We start from the raw sequence: 16,483 nt of genomic DNA on the forward strand, positions 1-16,483 counted from the left end.
AACTAGTACAGCACCACCGAGCGGATCGACTCGCCGCTTTTCATCAGGTCGAAACCTTCGTTGATGCGTTCGAGCGGCAGCCGGTGCGTGATCAGGTCGTCGATATTGAGCTTGCCCTCCATGTACCAGTCGACGATCTTCGGCACGTCGGTGCGGCCGCGCGCGCCGCCGAAGGCCGAGCCGCGCCACTCGCGTCCCGTCACCAGCTGGAACGGACGGGTGGAAATCTCCTGCCCGGCCGCCGCCACGCCGATGATGAACGACTTGCCCCAGCCCTTGTGCGTGCACTCGAGCGCCTGGCGCATCAGCGTGGTGTTGCCGACGCACTCGAAACTGTAGTCGGCGCCGCCGTCGGTCAGCTGCACGATGCTGTCGACCACGTTCTCGACGTCGTTCGGATTGATGAAATGCGTCATGCCGAACTTGCGCGCGATCGCCTGGCGCGCCGGGTTGATGTCGACACCGATGATCTTGTCGGCGCCGACCATGCGCGCCGCCTGGATCACGTTCAGGCCGATGCCGCCGAGGCCGAACACGACCACGTTGGCGCCCGCCTCCACCTTGGCCGAGAACAGCACCGCGCCGACGCCGGTGGTCACGCCGCAACCGATGTAGCAGACTTTATCGAACGGCGCGTCCTCGCGGATCTTGGCCAGCGCGATTTCCGGCACCACGATGTAGTTGGAGAAGGTCGACGTGCCCATGTAATGGAACAGCGGCTTGCCGTCCAGCGAGAAGCGGCTGGTGGCGTCCGGCATCAGGCCGCGACCCTGGGTCGAGCGGATCGCCTGGCACAGATTGGTTTTGCGCGACAGGCAGAACTTGCACTCGCGGCATTCCGGCGTGTACAGCGGAATCACATGGTCGTCTTTTTTCAGGGTCTTGACGCCGGGGCCGACATCGACGACGATGCCGGCGCCCTCATGGCCGAGGATGGCGGGGAAAATGCCTTCCGGATCGGCGCCCGACAAGGTGTAGTAATCGGTGTGGCAAATGCCGGTGGCCTTGAGCTCGATCAGCACCTCGCCGGCCTTGGGGCCTTGCAGGTCGACTTCTTCGATGGTCAGCGGCGCGCCGGCGCGCCACGCGATGGCAGCTTTGGTTTTCATGGTCAGGTTCCCGTCATAGAGCGATATTGGAGCCCGCCATTGTGCCGCCCGCCCCGGGCAAAGCGCCTCCGCACGAATGAGAATGGCCGGAAATGGTGCCATAATGACCGGATTTTAAGGACCAACAGTGACCCTCAACACATGAACGCCAAGCCAGCGGCCGCCAGGACCGTCGCCAGGAATGTCGACATCGTTGTCTATCCCGGCTTCAAGGCGATGGAAGCGATCGGACCGATGTCGGTTTTCGAGTACGCCAACCTCCACCTCCAACGGCGTGGCCGCGCGCCCGGCTACGACGTGCGCATCGCCTCCACCGCGGTCGGCCCGGTGCGCTCGGATACCCTGATGTCGCTCGACGCCACCAAGGCGCTGAGCCCGTTGTCGCTGCCGGACGACGCCATCGTCGTCGGTGCCCGCCACATCCAGGCCGCGCTAGCCGCCGGCCCGGATATCGTCGCCTGGGTGGCGGCCTCGGCGCCGCGCCTGCGACGGCTGGCGGCGCTGTGTTCGGGCGCGTTTTTCCTCGCGGCGGCCGGCGTGCTGGACGGCAAACGCGCCACCACGCACTGGAGCGTGGCCGACCGGCTGCAGGCCGACTTCCCGTCGATCTCGGTGGAAGCCGATGCGATTTTCATCCGCTCGGACAATCTGTGGACGTCGGCGGGCGTGACGGCCGGCATCGACCTGGCGCTGGCCCTGGTGGAAGAGGATTTCGGCCGCGACCTGGCGCTGGAAGTGGCGACCGAGATGGTGGTGTATCTGAAGCGGCCGGGCGGACAGTCGCAGTTCAGCGCGCATTTGCTGAGCGAGCGCACGGCCAAGCCCAACATCCGCGACATCCAGAACTGGATACTGGACAACCTGCATGAAAAGCTGTCGGTCGCCCAGCTGGCGCAGCGGGCGATGATGAGCGAGCGCAATTTCACCCGCGTGTTCCAGCAGGAAGTGGGTTTGAGCACGCAAGCGTTCATCGAGGCGTGCCGTTTCGAGCGCGCCACGCAGTTGCTGGCGGATCTGGCGTTGCCGATCAAGACAGTGGCCGCGCGCGCCAGCTTCAGCGATGAAGCGCATATGCGGCGCGTGTTCCAGAAAAAGCTCGGCATCACGCCCAAGCTATACCGGGAGCGGTTCGCGACGACCGGATTGCAACTGGCGCCCGACTAAACAACGGCGACCCGGACGGCGCACGAGACGCCATCCGCTCAATGCGCGCCCGCGCTCGAAAACACGTTCATGACCACCACGCCGGCGATGATCAAGGCCATGCCGATCAGCGCCGGCGCATCCATCTTTTGACCGAAGAACGCCCAGCCGACCGCCGTGATGAGGACGATGCCCACACCCGACCACACCGCATATGCGATGCCCACCGGTATCGAGCGCAATGTCAGCGACAGAAAATAAAACGCCACGCCATAGCCCACCAGCACGATCGCCGACGGCACCAGCTTGGAAAACCCTTCGCTCGATTTCAGCGCGGACGTGGCGATGGTTTCCGCGACGATCGCAATACCCAGCATCAGCCATTTGTTCATTGTGCACCTCCTGTTGAGCGGCCAGTATGCATAAGTTTCGCCGCCGAAACCAGTCTGTTCAAACCAGACGGGCTGTGCGCAAATCAAGCAATTTCCAGCATACAAATTGAGGCCGTCTTCTTGACGCCTCTCGACGAGTCCGCATGATCGCCGTCAATTTGCGGGGGAACTCGGCTCCTATACTGAACTTCACCCCTTGAACTTCACCCCTTGAACTTCACCCCTTCCCCCGCCCCCATCTCAGCGAGCTCACATGTCAACCGATCACACCGTCGTCGCCGCGATCCTGCTAGCGCTGAGCGGCCCCTGCAGCGCCACCGCCCCGGCGGCCGATCCGGCGCCTGCGCCGGAGACGGTGGCGGCGGCGGCGGCGGGCGTGGTGACGGTGCAGACGGTCACCATCGCCGGCCATGATTTCTCGCAGTATTTTTTGGCCGCGTGGCGCGACAAGGAAGGCAGCGAGCACTACACGCTGTCGATCAACGAACGTCCGTCGGCGCGCCTGGGCAGCGAGGTGTGGATCGGCTTCGCGCAGCGCCGCGTGTTTCAAACCCGCCTGCCGCCGGCCCGCGCGGCCATCCGCTCACTGAGCGAAAACGCGGCCGATGCGGTCTGGCAAACGGTGCTGCAAACCGACGTCGAACGCAAGCTGATCCGGGACGCCGACCTGGCCCCCGATGAATTCTGACAACCAGGAGCCCGCCATGCCCATCCTCCGATCGACACGCCGTGTCCGCACCGCCGCCCGCCTCGCCGCCCGCGTCGCCGTCTGCGCCACGCTGCTGGCCTCCGGCGCCGGCGCGACCGACATCGTCTATCAGCCGGTGAACCCGGCGTTCGGCGGCTATCCGGCCAACGGCCAGCATCTGCTGGCCACCGCGACGGCCACCAACACCCACGTCGGCAAGGATAGCCCGGGACGCTCGCTGCTGGACCAGTCGCCGTTGGCGCAGTTCAACCAGACGCTGGAACGCACGGTGCTCAGCCAACTGGCCGCCGCCGCCACCTCCAAGCTGACCGGCGCCGACGGCAAGCTGGTGCCGGGAACGTTCTCCACGCAAAACTTCACCATCAATGTGGTCGACCTCGGCGGCGGCATGCTGCGCATCACCACCACCGACAAGGCGACCGGCGCCTCGACCTCGTTCGAGGTGGCGCAATGAATACCATGCTGCGACGCGACGCGCCGCTCGCCGTGGCGGCGGCGGCCTTGCTGGCGTCCGGCTGCGCCATCACCCACCCGCCGTCGGTGGCGCGCCAGCACGCCCAGCTGACGCCGTCGACCGCCGCCACGGGAGATCTGCGCCAGCTGCCGCCGCCCAAAGGCAAGGTGGCAGTGGCCGTCTACGGCATCAGGGACCAGACCGGGCAATACAAGCCGGCGCCGGACAGCTCGTTCTCCACAGCCGTCACGCAAGGGGCGTCGTCGATGCTAATCAAGGCGCTCAAGGAATCGGGCTGGTTCATCCCGGTCGAACGCGAGAACCTGCAAAACCTGCTGACCGAGCGCAAGATCGTGCGCGCGCTGGAGATGCCGCAGCCGGCCGGCACGCCGGCGGTGCAGATTCCGCCGCTGCTGGCGGCGTCGGTGCTGATCGAGGGCGGCATCACCGCGTTCGAAAGCAATGTGCGCACCGGCGGCGCCGGCGCGCGCTTTCTGGGTATCGGCGTCAGCACCCAGTACCGGGTCGACCAGGTCACCGTCGGCCTACGCACCATCGACATCCGCAGCGGCCAGATCCTGCAAAGCGTGTCGACCACCAAGACCGTCTACGCGTACGAGGTGCATCCGAGCGTGTTCAAGTTCGTCAACGTCAAGGATTTGCTGGAGCTGGAGGCCGGCATGACGCGCAACGAGCCGACCCAGCTGTGCGTCAACGAGGCGATCGAGGCCGGCGTGGCCCATCTGATCGTCCAGGGCGTGCGCGAAGGCCACTGGGCACTGCAAGATCCGGCGCGCTGGGCCGATCCGGTGGTGCAGCGCTACGCCACCGACCGCGACACCCGCTATGACGCGGCGGCGGGGATGCCATGAGCGCCCGGCTTGCGATGGCCGCCGCGCTGCTCGCCGCGCGGTTGGCCACGGCCGGCGATCTGGCCAGCCCGGAATTGCCGCCAGGCGGCTTGCTGGGCGGCGGCTCGCTGGCCTCGGTCGGCCAGCACGGCGTCATGAACACGATCGCGACAGACCAGCGCGGCCGCGAGCACAGGCTGGCGGCCTCGCAGCGCGGCCGCCAAAACACGGCGACGGTGGCGCAGGACGGCGTCGCCAACACCGTCGAGCTCCAGCAGGACGGCAAGGGTAACGAAGCGACTGTCATCCAGGGCGGCACGGGCAACAGCGCACTGGTCGATCAGCACGGCAACGCCAACAGCGCGCGCATCGAGCAATACGGTCACGACACGAGCGCGCGCATCACCCAGACCGGCAACGGCAAGCGCGCCACCATGATTCAGCATTGAATCCCGTCCGATCCCGCAATCCCGTTCCACCAATGTTTCACCTCAACAAAGGAGTCATCATGAACTACGCACTTTCCACCATCGCCGCCAGCCTGCTGCTGGCCGCCGCCAGCGCGTCGGCGCAGTTTCCGAACAGCGCCGCACTCACCCAAACCGGCAACGGCAATCAGTCCTATGTCGAACAGGATCGGGCCACCCGGGCCGGCGTGTCGGTCACGCAAACGGGCAACAACAATACGGTGGGCGACCCGGCCACCCGCACCGGCGGCATCCTGCAGCGCGACCTCGATGGTTCGATGATCACGGTCGCCCAGACGGGCGACAACAATACGCTAACCCATCAGCAAAATATGGGCGTGCGCAATTTCAGCGCGATCGTGCAGTCCGGCGTGGACAATGTCGCCACCGTTTTGCAGAACTCCGTGTCCGAATCGACGGCGAACATCCAGCAACAAGGCGAGCGCAATGTGGTCGACACTTTCACCACCGACAGTTTGGCGGCCGGTACCGCCGTCACCCAGTCGGGCGCTGACAACCTCGTCATCGTGACCACCGACCTGTCCGCGTTCTCGGGGCCGATCGTGAGCCAGCAAGGCGACCGCAATCTGGCCAAGGTCACCCAGGACAACGCGTTCCTCTCGTCCGCCAACATCAGCCAGCAAGGCATGGACAATCTGGCGACTGTCAACCATTTCGGCACGCAATCGACCACGTTGTTCATCGTGCAGACCGGGAACGAAAACCAGGCCACCGCCAACCTCGGCGGCAGCCAGACCGTGTCGACGATCACGCAGACCGGCAACCAGAACATCGCGGACGTCAGTCAAAGCCAGTTCCTGAACGAGTCGACGATCCTGCAGAGCGGTAACCTCAACACGGCGTCGATCTCCCAAACCGGCTCGCCCGTGTCGCCGGCGGCGCTGGCCAACAGCGCCTGGATCACGCAGGTAGGCGAGGGCTTTGTCGCCAACATCACCCAGACCGGTAGCGGCAACGCCGCCGGCATCTATCAGCATTGAGCCGGCTCCGCCGTCCCCTTCCCTCCCATCGCAAGGAGCCGCCATGAACTCCGCCATGTTCACCGTCGCCGCCGCGTTGCTGCTGGCCGCGTGCGGCGCGTCCGCGCAGGATGCGGCCAGCGCCGCCATCACGCAAACCGGCGTCGGCAACCAGTCGTATGTCGAACAGCAGCGGGTCACCAGCGAATCGCAGGTGACCGTCATCCAAAACGGCAACCACAACGGCGTGGGCGACCCTGGCGGCCGGACCGGCGGCATCCTGCAGCGCGACACCGACCGCATGCGGATCACCGTCAACCAGCTGGGCGACAACAACCAGGCGGCGTTCGGGCAAACCTCGGGCGATTTCGATCTGGCCTTCGTCAACCAGGCGGGCAACGGCAACTTCGCGTCGATCCGGCAGAACAGCGCCTACGAATCGGTGGTGCGCATCGAGCAGCACGGCGAGCGCAACCTGATCGATTCGGCCGGCGCCGACATCCTGGCGTTCGGCTTCACCGCATCGCAGTCCGGCGCGGACAACGTGATCAGCCTGGCACGCAGCTGGTCCGGCTTCGGCGGGCCGGACGTGACGCAGGAAGGCATCGGCAACCGGGCGGCGGTCACGCACGACCGGGCCGACTACTCGTTCGTCGAGATCCGCCAGCTGGGCATGGGCAACCAGGCGACCGCCAGCCAGACCAACACGACGGTCACCACCGCCTGGATCTCCCAAACCGGCGGCGGCTTCACCGCCGCCACCACGCAGACGGGCAGCGGCCACCGGGCGGGCATCCACCAGCATTGAAGCGCCGGCGCCGTTCCTCCACGTTTTTCCATCGCATCAAGGAGCTAGCATGAACCATTCAACATCCACCGTCGCCGTCGGCCTGGCGCTGTCGCTTGCCATGTCCGCCGCGTGGGCACAGGAGCCCACCACCGCCAGCGTCGCGCAAACGGGCGCCGGCAACCAGGCTTACGTCGAGCAGCGCTCGGCCGGTGAACGCGCGACCATCTCCATCGTTCAATCGGGCAACAACAACCTGATCGGCGACCCCGCCGGCCGCACCGGCGGCGTGCTGATGAGCGAGACGGCCGCCATGATCGTCGAGATCAGTCAGTCGGGGAACGCCAACCAGCTGACCTTGCGGCATCATGAGGGGGGCTTTTTCGGCTTCTCGTATATCAACCAGTCCGGCACGGGCAACATCGCCAGCCTGATGCAGAACGGCGCGTACGAATCGACCATCCGGGTCGAGCAGCATGGCGAACGCAACATGATCGACGACCGGGTCGAAGGCTCGGGGGCGCTCAGCTTCCGCCCCTCCCAGTACGGGTCGGGCAATGTCATCACGACCAGGCGCATCCAGTCGGGCTACGCCGGCTTGCCGATCTACCAGGACGGCTCGGACAACCGGGCCACGGTCACGTACGACAACGCCTTCTATTCCGGCATCGGCATCCGCCAGACCGGCACCGGCAACGAGGCGCGCGGCAGCATGGCCTGGACCGGTTTCGCGACCGATGCCTATATCAGCCAGGACGGCGCGGGCAATCTGGCGGTCACCGATATCCGCGAGTCCGGCGGCGCGTCAACCACGCAAACGGGCAACGCCAACAGCGCCGCCGTCAGCCAGTATACCGGTTCGAACGGCGCGACCGTCATCCAGACGGGCACGCTCAACACCGCGTCGGTGACGCAATCCGGTCCCTGGTCCCTTACGCCGAATGTGGCCTCGATCACGCAGATCGGCGAGGGCTTTGTCGCCGGTATCACGCAGACGGGCAGCGCCAACAGCGCCGGCATCCATCAGCACTGAGTGTCGCCGCGCACGAGCTGTTTGTAGGCCAGCTTGGCGGCGGCAAGGTCTTCCAGGGCCGTGCCGACCGCCTTGAACACCGTGCGTTGGTCGGACGAGGTGCGGGCGGCGCATCGTCCGCGCGCCAGCGCCGCCAGGTCGCCGCGTATGCCGTCGCTGCCCAGGCAGCCGGCGGCGATGGCGTTGAGGATGTCGCCGGACTTTTGCGTCGCTTCGGCCGTGTCGACCCAGACGCCGGCGCCGGCGAAGCACGCCGGCTCGGCCTCGCACATCCGCGGCGTGAAGCCGCCGACCAGATCGACGTGGCTGCCCGCCGCCAGCCATTCGGCGCGCAGGAACGGTTCGCCGGCGAGCGTGGCGCAGGTGATGATGTCGGCGCCGCGCGCGGCAGGCTCCAGCGCGGGCGCCACGCGAGCGGGCAAGCCTTGCGCGCGCAACGCCTGCACGGTGCGCTGCGAGGCGCCGGTGTCGATATCCCAGACCATGATGTCGTCGAGCTGGCGCACGGTGGCGATGGCGGGCGCCAGCAAGCTGCCGACCCGCCCCGCGCCGCACACCAGCAGCGAGCGCGCATTCCGGCGGGCCAGATAGTCGACGCCGAGCGCCGAGGCGGCGGCGGTGCGGCGCGAGGTGATGACGTTGCCGTCGAAGATGGCCAGCGGCTCGCCGGTGGTGGCGTCGTGCAGGATGTAGGTGGCGTGCAGGCCGGGTTTATTGCGCTTGTGGTTGTTGCTGTAGATGTTGACGATCTTGACGCCGTAGAAGCCGTCGGCGTCCCAGGCCGGCATCAGCAGCGAGATGCCGGCGCTGTCGCCGGCGCCGAGGTGGTGGGTGTGGCGCAGGGGGACGTCGGCGCCGGCGGCGAAGGCGGCGCGCAAGGCCTCGATCAACGCGGGGAATGGCAGCGCGTCGATCAACAGCGATTCGTTGGGCAGCAGCATCGGCGTTCCTCCAATTCACGTCGGGTGGATTAGCGTAGCGTAATCGGCCATCAGCCGCACGCGGCGCACGCTTGGCCGATACGGCGTTGCGCCGAATCCGCCCGACGCGCCTCCGCGTTATGTTACCGTCAGTGTCCGGGCGCCGCCGCGAACATCGCCGCCATCGCCGTCACATCGCGGCCGACGCCGCGGTAGCCGACAAAGCGGCTGGCGTCGTCGAACATCGGCTCGCCGCTGACCTGCAGATACTGCACCCGGCCGTTCGGCGCGGTGCGCCGGTAGACGAAATCGAGGAACGGCTTGCGCTCGGCGATATTGGCCTCCAGCGTGGCGCGCTCGGCCACGTCCCAGCCGTCGGCGGCGCTGGCGCCGATGCCGACCATGTCCATCACCGGTCCCGACCAGTGGTTCAGTTTGCCGTCGGCGTCCTGTTCCCAGTACCAGTCGCTCGACAGCTCGGCGAAGCGCTGGAAGCGCGCCTCGCTGGCGCGCAGCTCGGCCGTGCGCTGCATCACCTGGTGCTCGAGCTCCTGGTTGTAACGGTTGAGCTGGCGGTGCAGCAGGCGCACCTCGAGCATGTTGTGGATGCGCGTCTCGACCTCGACCAGCTCGAACGGCTTGGCGACGAAGTCCTTGGCGCCCGCTTGCAGCGCGCGCAGCTTGTGGCCCGGCTGGGCGGTCACCACCAGCACCGGCACATAGCCGTCGGGCTCGATCAACTTGAGCGCTTCGAGCACCTCGAAGCCGTCCATGCCCGGCATTTGCAGGTCGAGCAGGATCAGGTCGTAGTGGTTGGCCAGGTGCAGCGCGGCCACGCCGAACGGGTCCATCGTGCTGGTGACCTGGGTGTAGCCGGCGTTGCTGAGCATGCGCTCGAGCAGCATGACGTTGGCTTCCTGGTCGTCGACGATGAGGATGCTGGCATTTAACAGCTGGGTCGCGTCTATCATTGCACTTCCTTATGGGCGGCGGCGAACGCCAGCGCCAGGTCCAGCGCGTCCATGAACTGGGCCACGTTGATGGGCTTGGTGAGATAGCGGAAGAAACCGGCCTCCTCGCCTTTTTCGATGTCGCGCGGCATGGCGTTGGCCGACAGCGCCATCACCGGGATGTGGGCCGTGGAGGGGTCCTCCTGCAGGATTTTCAGGCAGCCGAAACCGCTCACGCCCGGCAGGTTGATGTCCATCAGGATCACGTCGGGCTGGTAGGTGCGCGCCAGCTGGATGCCGGCGTAGCCGTCGATCGCCGTCAGCAGCTTGAGGTCGGGACGGCGCGTGATCAGTTGCTCGACCAGGTTCAGGTTGGCCGGATTGTCCTCGACGTACAGCAAGGTGCGCGGCGCGGCGTCGATCTGCTGATCGGTGTAGGTGTTGGTGTCGAAGGCGGCCATCTCCAGCACCGGCTCGTCGCTGGCGGCGAGCTCGACCCAGAAGGTGGTGCCGGCGCCGACCGCGCTGTCGACGCCGATGGCGCCGTGCATCAGTTCGACCAGTTGCTTGGTGACGACCAGGCCGATGCCGGTGCCCTCCTCGCCGCCCTCCTCCTGGCCGAGGCGGTTGAACGGCTCGAACAGGTGGACGATCTGCTCCTGGCTCAGGCCGGCGCCGGTGTCGGCCACGCTGACGCGCACCATGCCGTCGCTGCCCTCGCCGCAGGTCACCGTCACGCTGCCGCCGACGCGGTTGTACTTGATCGCGTTCGACAGCAGATTGATCATCACCTGCTTGACGCGGGTGCGGTCGGCGTGGACGAAGAACGGCCGCGCCATCGGCGTGAACACCAGCCGGATGCCGCGCTTTTGCGCCTGCGGACCGACCATCGCCTGGCAATCCTTGAGCACGTCGGACAGCCCCATCGATTCCTGCGACATCGTCACCTTGCCCGATTCGATCATGGCCAGGTCGAGGATCTCGTTAATCAGTTGCAGCAGATACCAGCCGCCCTTGAGGATCTGGTCGATCGAGCGCAGCTGCGACGGCGTCGGCGGCGGTTTGTCCGACGCCAGCAGCTGGGCGAAGCCAAGCACGGCGTTCAGCGGCGTGCGCAGCTCGTGGCTCATGCTCGACAGGAACTCCGACTTGGCCCGGTTGGCCTTGTCGGCGGCGGCGCGCGCGGCCTCCAGCTCGACGTTGGTCTCCTGCAGCGCCAGTTGTTGCTCGCGCAAGCGGGCGTCGAGCCGCGCCTGCGCCTCCTCGACCTGCTTGCGGGCCGTGTTGTCGGTGCCGATCAGCAGATAGCCGATGATCTTGTCGTCGCCGTCGCGCAGCGGACTGACCGAGACGATCGCCGGGAAGCGGCTGCCGTCCTTGCGCACATAGGTCAGCTCGTAGGTATCCTCGATGCCGCGCGAGGCCTTGAAGATCAGCGCCTCGAAGCCGGGACGGATTGGGGTGCCCAGCTCGAGGCTGAGCGCCTCGGCGCGTTCGATCATCTCCTGGGCGTCCGAAATGCCGGCCGGCGTGATCAGGTTGACCACCTCCTCCGCGCTGTAGCCGAGCATGCGCTCGGCGCCAACGTTGAACAGTTGGATGACGCCCTGGGCGTCGGTGGCGATGCAGGAAAAATTGGCGCTTTTAAAGATAGCCTGCTGCAAGGCGTCGGCCTTGAGCAACGGCGCGTCGGTCTTGTTGTGGCTCATTTGTTTCCCTGGCGTTGACGCACGTCTGACATCAGCCGCGCGAATTCCTTTTTGACCACCTCGTAGCACTCGCACACCTCGGCCTCCAGGCCGACCCGGTCGAGCACGGTGATATGGCCGCGGCGGTAGCTGATATAGCCGTTTTCCTGCAGCTTGCCGGCGGCCACGGTGACCCCTTCGCGGCGCACGCCGAGCATATTGGCGATCAATTCCTGCGTCATCGTCAGCTCGTTGCCCGGCAGGCGGTCGAGCGTGAGCAGCAGCCAGCGGCACAGTTGCTGCTCGACCGTGTGGTGGCGGTTGCAGACGGCCGTCTGCGACATTTGCGTCAGCAGCGCCTGCGTGTAGCGCAGCAACAGCCGCATGACGGGTCCGGCGCGGTTGAACTCGTCCATGAGGATGTGCGACTTGAGCCGGTAGCCGTGGCCGGCCGTCTGCACCACCGCGCGGCTCGGCGTTGTATTTCCGCCCATAAACAGGGAGATGCCCAGGATGCCCTCGTTGCCGACGCCGGCGATCTCGGACGAGCCGCCGTTCTCCAGCACGTAGTGCAGCGACACGATGGCGGAGGTCGGGAAATATACATATTGCAACTGTCCGCCGGACTCGTACAGCACGTCCCCCAGCCGCATCATGATCGGTTCGAGGTGCGGCGACAGGCGCGCGAAATCGGACTCCAGCAGGGCTGCCAGCAGATGGTTTTGGTTGGGATCGTTAAGACGCATGGAGAAACTTGTTTTTCCAGTCGTCAACTAGGCGGGCGGCGGGGACGGTGAACGAGGACCGTGCCGCAGGATAACACATTCGGGGCGTCGAGCCCCCCGCCAGCCCCTGAAACGGCAAAAAACCGCCTTGCGACCTCGTCCTTTGCAGGGGTTTCCGCCCATGTACGCCCGGATTGTCCTAAAATAAGCGCTTGAGTGAAAATGGCGACCGCGCCGACGCACCATCCGCCCGGGTTGCGCAGACTATCCTGCCCCCGGACCGGGATCATTAACTACACTACCGTATACAAGGGAATGACATGTCAACAGAAAAGTCAAAAATCATCTACACACTGACTGACGAGGCGCCGTTGCTGGCGACGTATTCCCTGCTACCGATTATCAAGAAGTTCACCGCGCCGGCCGGCGTCGACGTTGTCGCCAAAGATATTTCCGTCGCCTCCCGCGTGCTGGCCGAATTCCCGGAATTCCTGACCGACGCACAAAAAGTCCCGAACACGCTGGCCGAACTGGGCGCGCTGACGCTCAAGCCGGAAGCCAACATCATCAAACTGCCCAACATCTCGGCCTCGGTGGCCCAGTTGCAGGCCGCCATCCGCGAACTGCAGGAAAAGGGCTACGCCCTGCCCGACTTCCCGGAAGACCCGAAAACCGACGAGGAAAAAGCCCTCAAGGCGCGCTACAGCAAGTGCACCGGCTCGGCCGTGAACCCGGTCCTGCGCGAAGGCAACTCCGACCGCCGCGCGCCGAAGGCCGTCAAGGAATACGCCCGCAAGCACCCGCACTCGATGGGCGAATGGAGCCAGGCTTCGCGCACCCACGTGTCGCACATGCACGGCGGCGACTTCTACCACGGTGAAAAGTCGATGACCCTCGACAAGGCCCGCAACGTCAAGATGGAACTGATCACCACCTCCGGCAAGGCCATCGTGCTCAAGCCGAAGGTCGCGCTGCAGGCCGGCGAGATCATCGACTCTATGTTCATGAGCAAGAAAGCGCTGCTGGACTTCTACGAGAAGGAAATCGACGACGCCTACAAGACCGGCGTGATGTTCTCGTTGCACGTCAAGGCGACGATGATGAAGGTGTCGCACCCGATCGTGTTCGGCCACTGCGTGCGCATCTTCTACAAGGACGCGTTCGAGAAGCACGCCAAGCTGTTCGAGGAACTGGGCGTGAACGTCAACAACGGCATGGTCAACCTGTACGACAAGATCGAGAAGCTGCCGTCGTCGCAGAAGGAAGAGGTCATGAAGGACCTGCACGCCTGCCTGGAGCACCGTCCGAAGCTGGCCATGGTCGATTCGGCCAAGGGCATCACCAACTTCCATTCGCCCAACGACGTCATCGTCGACGCCTCGATGCCGGCCATGATCCGCATCGGCGGCAAGATGTGGGGCGCCGACGGCCGCACCGCCGACGTCAAGGCGGTCATGCCGGAGTCGACCTTCGCCCGCATTTACCAGGAGATGATCAACTTCTGCAAATGGCACGGCAACTTCGACCCGACCACCATGGGCACCGTGCCCAACGTCGGCCTGATGGCCCAGCAGGCCGAGGAATACGGCTCGCACGACAAGACGTTTGAAGTGGCCGAAGGCGGCATCGCCAACATCACCGACCTCGACACCGGCGAAGTGCTGCTGAGCCAAACCGTCGAAGCGGGCGACATCTGGCGCATGTGCCAGGTCAAGGACGCGCCGATCCGCGACTGGGTCAAGCTGGCCGTCACCCGCGCGCGCCAGTCCGGCATGCCGGCCGTGTTCTGGCTCGACACCTACCGTCCGCACGAAGCCGAAGTGATCAAGAAGGTCCAGCTGTACCTGAAGGACCACGACACCAGCGGCCTGGACATCCACATCATGTCGCAGACGCGCGCCATGCGCTACACGCTGGAGCGCGTCTCGCGCGGCCTCGACACCATCTCGGTGACCGGCAACATCCTGCGCGACTATCTGACCGACCTGTTCCCGATCCTGGAACTGGGCACCAGCGCCAAGATGCTGTCGATCGTGCCGCTGATGGCCGGTGGCGGCATGTACGAGACCGGCGCCGGCGGTTCGGCGCCGAAGCACGTCAAGCAGCTGGTGGAAGAAAACCACCTGCGTTGGGATTCGCTGGGCGAATTCCTGGCGCTGGCCGTGTCGCTGGAAGAGCTGGGCATCAAGGAAGGCAACGCCAAGGCCAAGATCCTGGCGCAGACCCTGGACGTCGCCACCGGCAAACTGCTCGACAACAGCAAGTCGCCATCGTCGCGGACCGGCGAGCTCGACAACCGTGGCAGCCATTTCTACCTGTCGCTGTACTGGGCCCAGGCGCTGGCGGCGCAGACCGACGACGCCGAGCTGCAAGCGCACTTCGCGCCGCTGGCCAAGACGCTGGCCGACAACGAAGGCAAGATCGTCGGCGAGCTCAACGACGTGCAGGGCAAGCCGATCGACATCGGCGGCTACTACTATCCGGACCCGTCCAAGACCGAAGCGGCGATGCGTCCTAGCGCCAGCTTCAACGCCGCGCTCGACAGCATCTAACCGTCGACCGCAGAACGGCGCGGCGCCCGCCGCCGCGCCGCCTCGGCAAAAAGGGAAGCCCGCGGGCTTCCCTTTTTTTATCCCGGTCAGCCGTCAGCGCAGCGCCGAATACGCGGTCGGCTCCAGGAAGGAGTTATCGATGCGCTCGACGATGACGCCGTCGGCCTCCGACGCGGCGCGCGCGGCCGTCCATTCCGGATCGGTGGCGAAGGCGTTCCACTTGGCCTCGCGCTCGGCCAGGCTTTCCCATTTCAGCAAGTAGGTCAAGGTCTGGTTGCTCGGACCGACCACGGTGGTGAAGAAGCCGGCCTGCTCGATGCCATGCTTGTGCCACAGCGGCAGCGTCACGTGCGAAAAGCGCTGGTGCAAGGCCGGCAGCCGGCCGGCGGCGCAGTGGTAGACGCGTAGTTCGTAAATCATTATTTCTCTCCTGGGAAAAGTGGCGGAACGGCCTGTGGCGTGGCCGGCGGGTGATTCTATCCGGAAGTCGTCCCAATTACACCACAGCGGCGCTGCGGCGCGCCGTTGCGGCGGCCGCGACGGCCATCGGAGCTGACAGCGCCCGCCGTCGGGGACAACCTTTATTCAGCCCGACGTACGAGGGCCTGCGGCGCTTCCTGAAAGCGCCGCACGGCACCGACCAGGCGGTGCGCTACATCGACGAGGCCATCGACATGGCGCGGGCGTCCAAAAAGCTTCCTTGAACAGCGCGCGCGGGCCGCTGTCCAAATTCGGAGATTTTTATAACGAAATCGGCAATCCCGGCTTTTTCGGACGCGCTCCCGGCGCCCCGTGATAGATTCGTTTTTTTCCAAAAAAGGAGACGAAACGCCATGAAAAACCTGTTCACCAAAACCGCCTTGCTGGGCGCCCTGCTCGCGCTGGGCTGCGCGGCGTCCGCCGCCGAGGCCGGTCCGTGGAAATCGCTGTTCAACGGCAAGGACCTGGGCGGCTGGAGCACCTACGTCAGCATGCAGCCGACCACCGACGGCATGAAGGCGCCGACTTCGGTGCGCGGGGTCGACAACGACGCGCGCAAGGTGTTTTCCGTGGTCGACGGCATGCTGCGCGTGTCGGGCGAGGAATGGGGCAGCGTCTCGACGCTCGACGAGTATGAAAACTTCCACCTCAAATTCGCGTTCAAATGGGGCGTCAAGAAGTGGCCGCCGCGCGAGAACGTGATGCGCGACAGCGGCCTGCTGTACTACGCCGTCGGCAAGGAAGGCGCGCAGGACGGACACTGGATGCGCAGCCACGAGTTCCAGCTGCAGGAAGGCGATTGCGCCGACTACCACAGCCTCGACGGCGTGGCGGTCGACGCCCATGTCGGCGACGCCAACCAGGGCGACTGGAAATTCTACCGCTACGAACCGTCGCTGCCGCTGCGCAAGGACATCAAGGCGCGCATCCTGAAGAAAGGCAATTTCGAAAAGCCCAGCGGCGAATGGAACACGATGGAAGTGATCGCCGACGGCAAAACGCTGGTGCACATCGTCAACGGCCACGAGGTGCTGCGCATGGCCAATTCGCGTCAGTTGGTGAACGGCAAAATGATCCCGCTCACTCGCGGCAAGTTCTCGATCCAGTCCGAGGGCGCCGAGGCGTTCTTCAAGGACATCCAGGTGAGGAAACTGGATGGGCCGGTGCCGCCGCCGGCCCCGGCAGGCAAACCCGGCTGACTCGAGGCTGAAACGCGCTAGCTGAGCCGTGGCGGTTGACCAGG

The 16,483-nt window shown here is 65.5% G+C and carries 18 protein-coding genes; 11 read left to right on the plus strand and 7 right to left on the minus strand.

Annotated elements, in window-relative coordinates:
• Positions 1–2: 2 nt before the first annotated feature.
• The gene (locus BMX85_RS03225) at positions 3–1,109 is read right to left on the minus strand and encodes an S-(hydroxymethyl)glutathione dehydrogenase/class III alcohol dehydrogenase (RefSeq protein WP_090314230.1); all 1,107 of its coding nucleotides are present in this window, start codon (positions 1,107–1,109) and stop codon (positions 3–5) included.
• A gap of 141 nt (positions 1,110–1,250) precedes the next feature.
• Here BMX85_RS03225 and BMX85_RS03230 point away from each other — a divergent pair, with 141 nt between their 5' ends.
• A complete protein-coding gene (locus tag BMX85_RS03230; RefSeq protein ID WP_090314231.1) occupies positions 1,251–2,273 on the plus strand; it encodes a GlxA family transcriptional regulator in 1,023 nt (340 codons plus the stop codon).
• 38 nt (positions 2,274–2,311) lie between these two features.
• Here the strand turns inward: BMX85_RS03230 and BMX85_RS03235 are convergent, their stop codons facing one another.
• Complete coding sequence (locus BMX85_RS03235) at positions 2,312–2,644, minus strand: DMT family transporter (RefSeq protein ID WP_090314232.1); 333 nt, start codon at positions 2,642–2,644, stop codon at positions 2,312–2,314.
• 253 nt (positions 2,645–2,897) lie between these two features.
• Between BMX85_RS03235 and BMX85_RS03240 the strand changes: the two genes are divergently transcribed.
• From BMX85_RS03240 to BMX85_RS03270, 7 genes are read left to right on the plus strand one after another with little or no spacing between them, the layout of a single operon-like run.
• Positions 2,898–3,332 (plus strand): CsgE family curli-type amyloid fiber assembly protein, encoded by a 435-nt coding sequence (locus BMX85_RS03240; RefSeq protein ID WP_090314233.1) that lies wholly within the window; start codon positions 2,898–2,900, stop codon positions 3,330–3,332.
• Between the two features lie 16 nt (positions 3,333–3,348).
• On the plus strand, positions 3,349–3,807 hold the full coding sequence (locus BMX85_RS03245; RefSeq protein ID WP_090314234.1) for a curli assembly protein CsgF: 459 nt from the start codon (positions 3,349–3,351) through the stop codon (positions 3,805–3,807).
• Positions 3,804–4,679: a CsgG/HfaB family protein gene (locus BMX85_RS03250; protein ID WP_090314235.1), complete on the plus strand. Its 876-nt coding sequence runs from the start codon at positions 3,804–3,806 to the stop codon at positions 4,677–4,679. Before BMX85_RS03245 ends, BMX85_RS03250 begins: the two co-directional genes overlap by 4 nt.
• Positions 4,676–5,107, plus strand: coding sequence for a hypothetical protein (locus BMX85_RS03255; protein ID WP_090314236.1), 432 nt, complete (start codon positions 4,676–4,678; stop codon positions 5,105–5,107). Before BMX85_RS03250 ends, BMX85_RS03255 begins: the two co-directional genes overlap by 4 nt.
• 59 nt (positions 5,108–5,166) lie before the next feature.
• On the plus strand, positions 5,167–6,126 hold the full coding sequence (locus BMX85_RS03260; protein WP_177196635.1) for a hypothetical protein: 960 nt from the start codon (positions 5,167–5,169) through the stop codon (positions 6,124–6,126).
• A gap of 43 nt (positions 6,127–6,169) precedes the next feature.
• Positions 6,170–6,913, plus strand: coding sequence for a hypothetical protein (locus BMX85_RS03265; RefSeq protein ID WP_090314238.1), 744 nt, complete (start codon positions 6,170–6,172; stop codon positions 6,911–6,913).
• A 49-nt stretch (positions 6,914–6,962) separates the two neighbouring features.
• Positions 6,963–7,925, plus strand: a complete 963-nt coding sequence (locus tag BMX85_RS03270; protein ID WP_090314239.1) for a hypothetical protein — start codon at positions 6,963–6,965, stop codon at positions 7,923–7,925.
• On the opposite strand, the gene BMX85_RS03275 is transcribed toward BMX85_RS03270, so the two are convergent.
• From BMX85_RS03275 to BMX85_RS03290, 4 genes are all read right to left on the minus strand, one after another.
• Positions 7,916–8,866 carry a bifunctional Delta(1)-pyrroline-2-carboxylate/Delta(1)-piperideine-2-carboxylate reductase gene (locus BMX85_RS03275; RefSeq protein WP_090314240.1) on the minus strand — a complete coding sequence of 317 codons (951 nt, stop codon included), beginning with the start codon at positions 8,864–8,866 and terminating at the stop codon, positions 7,916–7,918. The two genes, BMX85_RS03270 and BMX85_RS03275, sit on opposite strands and share 10 nt — an antisense overlap.
• A 128-nt stretch (positions 8,867–8,994) precedes the next feature.
• On the minus strand, positions 8,995–9,816 hold the full coding sequence (locus BMX85_RS03280; RefSeq protein ID WP_090314241.1) for a response regulator: 822 nt from the start codon (positions 9,814–9,816) through the stop codon (positions 8,995–8,997).
• Entirely contained in the window at positions 9,813–11,504 is a 1,692-nt protein-coding gene (locus BMX85_RS03285; protein WP_090314242.1) for a hybrid sensor histidine kinase/response regulator, read from the minus strand. Before BMX85_RS03285 ends, BMX85_RS03280 begins: the two co-directional genes overlap by 4 nt.
• The gene (locus BMX85_RS03290) at positions 11,501–12,229 is read right to left on the minus strand and encodes a Crp/Fnr family transcriptional regulator (RefSeq protein WP_090314243.1); all 729 of its coding nucleotides are present in this window, start codon (positions 12,227–12,229) and stop codon (positions 11,501–11,503) included. Before BMX85_RS03290 ends, BMX85_RS03285 begins: the two co-directional genes overlap by 4 nt.
• A 299-nt stretch (positions 12,230–12,528) precedes the next feature.
• Here BMX85_RS03290 and BMX85_RS03295 point away from each other — a divergent pair, with 299 nt between their 5' ends.
• Positions 12,529–14,760, plus strand: coding sequence for an NADP-dependent isocitrate dehydrogenase (locus BMX85_RS03295; protein WP_090314244.1), 2,232 nt, complete (start codon positions 12,529–12,531; stop codon positions 14,758–14,760).
• 93 nt (positions 14,761–14,853) lie between these two features.
• Here BMX85_RS03295 and BMX85_RS03300 read toward each other — a convergent pair whose 3' ends face one another.
• A complete protein-coding gene (locus BMX85_RS03300) occupies positions 14,854–15,180 on the minus strand; it encodes an NIPSNAP family protein (RefSeq protein ID WP_090314245.1) in 327 nt (108 codons plus the stop codon).
• A gap of 50 nt (positions 15,181–15,230) precedes the next feature.
• Between BMX85_RS03300 and BMX85_RS29925 the strand changes: the two genes are divergently transcribed.
• Both BMX85_RS29925 and BMX85_RS03305 read left to right on the plus strand, forming a co-directional pair.
• On the plus strand, positions 15,231–15,464 hold the full coding sequence (locus BMX85_RS29925; RefSeq protein ID WP_143067890.1) for a hypothetical protein: 234 nt from the start codon (positions 15,231–15,233) through the stop codon (positions 15,462–15,464).
• Positions 15,465–15,593: 129 nt separating this feature from the next.
• Positions 15,594–16,439, plus strand: coding sequence for a 3-keto-disaccharide hydrolase (locus tag BMX85_RS03305; RefSeq protein WP_090314246.1), 846 nt, complete (start codon positions 15,594–15,596; stop codon positions 16,437–16,439).
• The last annotated feature ends 44 nt before the right edge of the window (positions 16,440–16,483 follow it).

The organism is Duganella sp. CF517 (assembly GCF_900110275.1).
Taxonomy (GTDB): domain Bacteria; phylum Pseudomonadota; class Gammaproteobacteria; order Burkholderiales; family Burkholderiaceae_D; genus Rugamonas.

What these genes read in the sequence shown, in the direction of transcription:
- BMX85_RS03225 (WP_090314230.1), bottom strand. Translation starts at nt 1,109, where the DNA reads ATGAAAACCAAAGCTGCCATCGCGTGGCGCGCCGGCGCGCCGCTGACC.
- BMX85_RS03230 (WP_090314231.1), top strand. Translation starts at nt 1,251, where the DNA reads ATGAACGCCAAGCCAGCGGCCGCCAGGACCGTCGCCAGGAATGTCGAC.
- BMX85_RS03235 (WP_090314232.1), bottom strand. Translation starts at nt 2,644, where the DNA reads ATGAACAAATGGCTGATGCTGGGTATTGCGATCGTCGCGGAAACCATC.
- BMX85_RS03240 (WP_090314233.1), top strand. Translation starts at nt 2,898, where the DNA reads ATGTCAACCGATCACACCGTCGTCGCCGCGATCCTGCTAGCGCTGAGC.
- BMX85_RS03245 (WP_090314234.1), top strand. Translation starts at nt 3,349, where the DNA reads ATGCCCATCCTCCGATCGACACGCCGTGTCCGCACCGCCGCCCGCCTC.
- BMX85_RS03250 (WP_090314235.1), top strand. Translation starts at nt 3,804, where the DNA reads ATGAATACCATGCTGCGACGCGACGCGCCGCTCGCCGTGGCGGCGGCG.
- BMX85_RS03255 (WP_090314236.1), top strand. Translation starts at nt 4,676, where the DNA reads ATGAGCGCCCGGCTTGCGATGGCCGCCGCGCTGCTCGCCGCGCGGTTG.
- BMX85_RS03260 (WP_177196635.1), top strand. Translation starts at nt 5,167, where the DNA reads ATGAACTACGCACTTTCCACCATCGCCGCCAGCCTGCTGCTGGCCGCC.
- BMX85_RS03265 (WP_090314238.1), top strand. Translation starts at nt 6,170, where the DNA reads ATGAACTCCGCCATGTTCACCGTCGCCGCCGCGTTGCTGCTGGCCGCG.
- BMX85_RS03270 (WP_090314239.1), top strand. Translation starts at nt 6,963, where the DNA reads ATGAACCATTCAACATCCACCGTCGCCGTCGGCCTGGCGCTGTCGCTT.
- BMX85_RS03275 (WP_090314240.1), bottom strand. Translation starts at nt 8,866, where the DNA reads ATGCTGCTGCCCAACGAATCGCTGTTGATCGACGCGCTGCCATTCCCC.
- BMX85_RS03280 (WP_090314241.1), bottom strand. Translation starts at nt 9,816, where the DNA reads ATGATAGACGCGACCCAGCTGTTAAATGCCAGCATCCTCATCGTCGAC.
- BMX85_RS03285 (WP_090314242.1), bottom strand. Translation starts at nt 11,504, where the DNA reads ATGAGCCACAACAAGACCGACGCGCCGTTGCTCAAGGCCGACGCCTTG.
- BMX85_RS03290 (WP_090314243.1), bottom strand. Translation starts at nt 12,229, where the DNA reads ATGCGTCTTAACGATCCCAACCAAAACCATCTGCTGGCAGCCCTGCTG.
- BMX85_RS03295 (WP_090314244.1), top strand. Translation starts at nt 12,529, where the DNA reads ATGTCAACAGAAAAGTCAAAAATCATCTACACACTGACTGACGAGGCG.
- BMX85_RS03300 (WP_090314245.1), bottom strand. Translation starts at nt 15,180, where the DNA reads ATGATTTACGAACTACGCGTCTACCACTGCGCCGCCGGCCGGCTGCCG.
- BMX85_RS03305 (WP_090314246.1), top strand. Translation starts at nt 15,594, where the DNA reads ATGAAAAACCTGTTCACCAAAACCGCCTTGCTGGGCGCCCTGCTCGCG.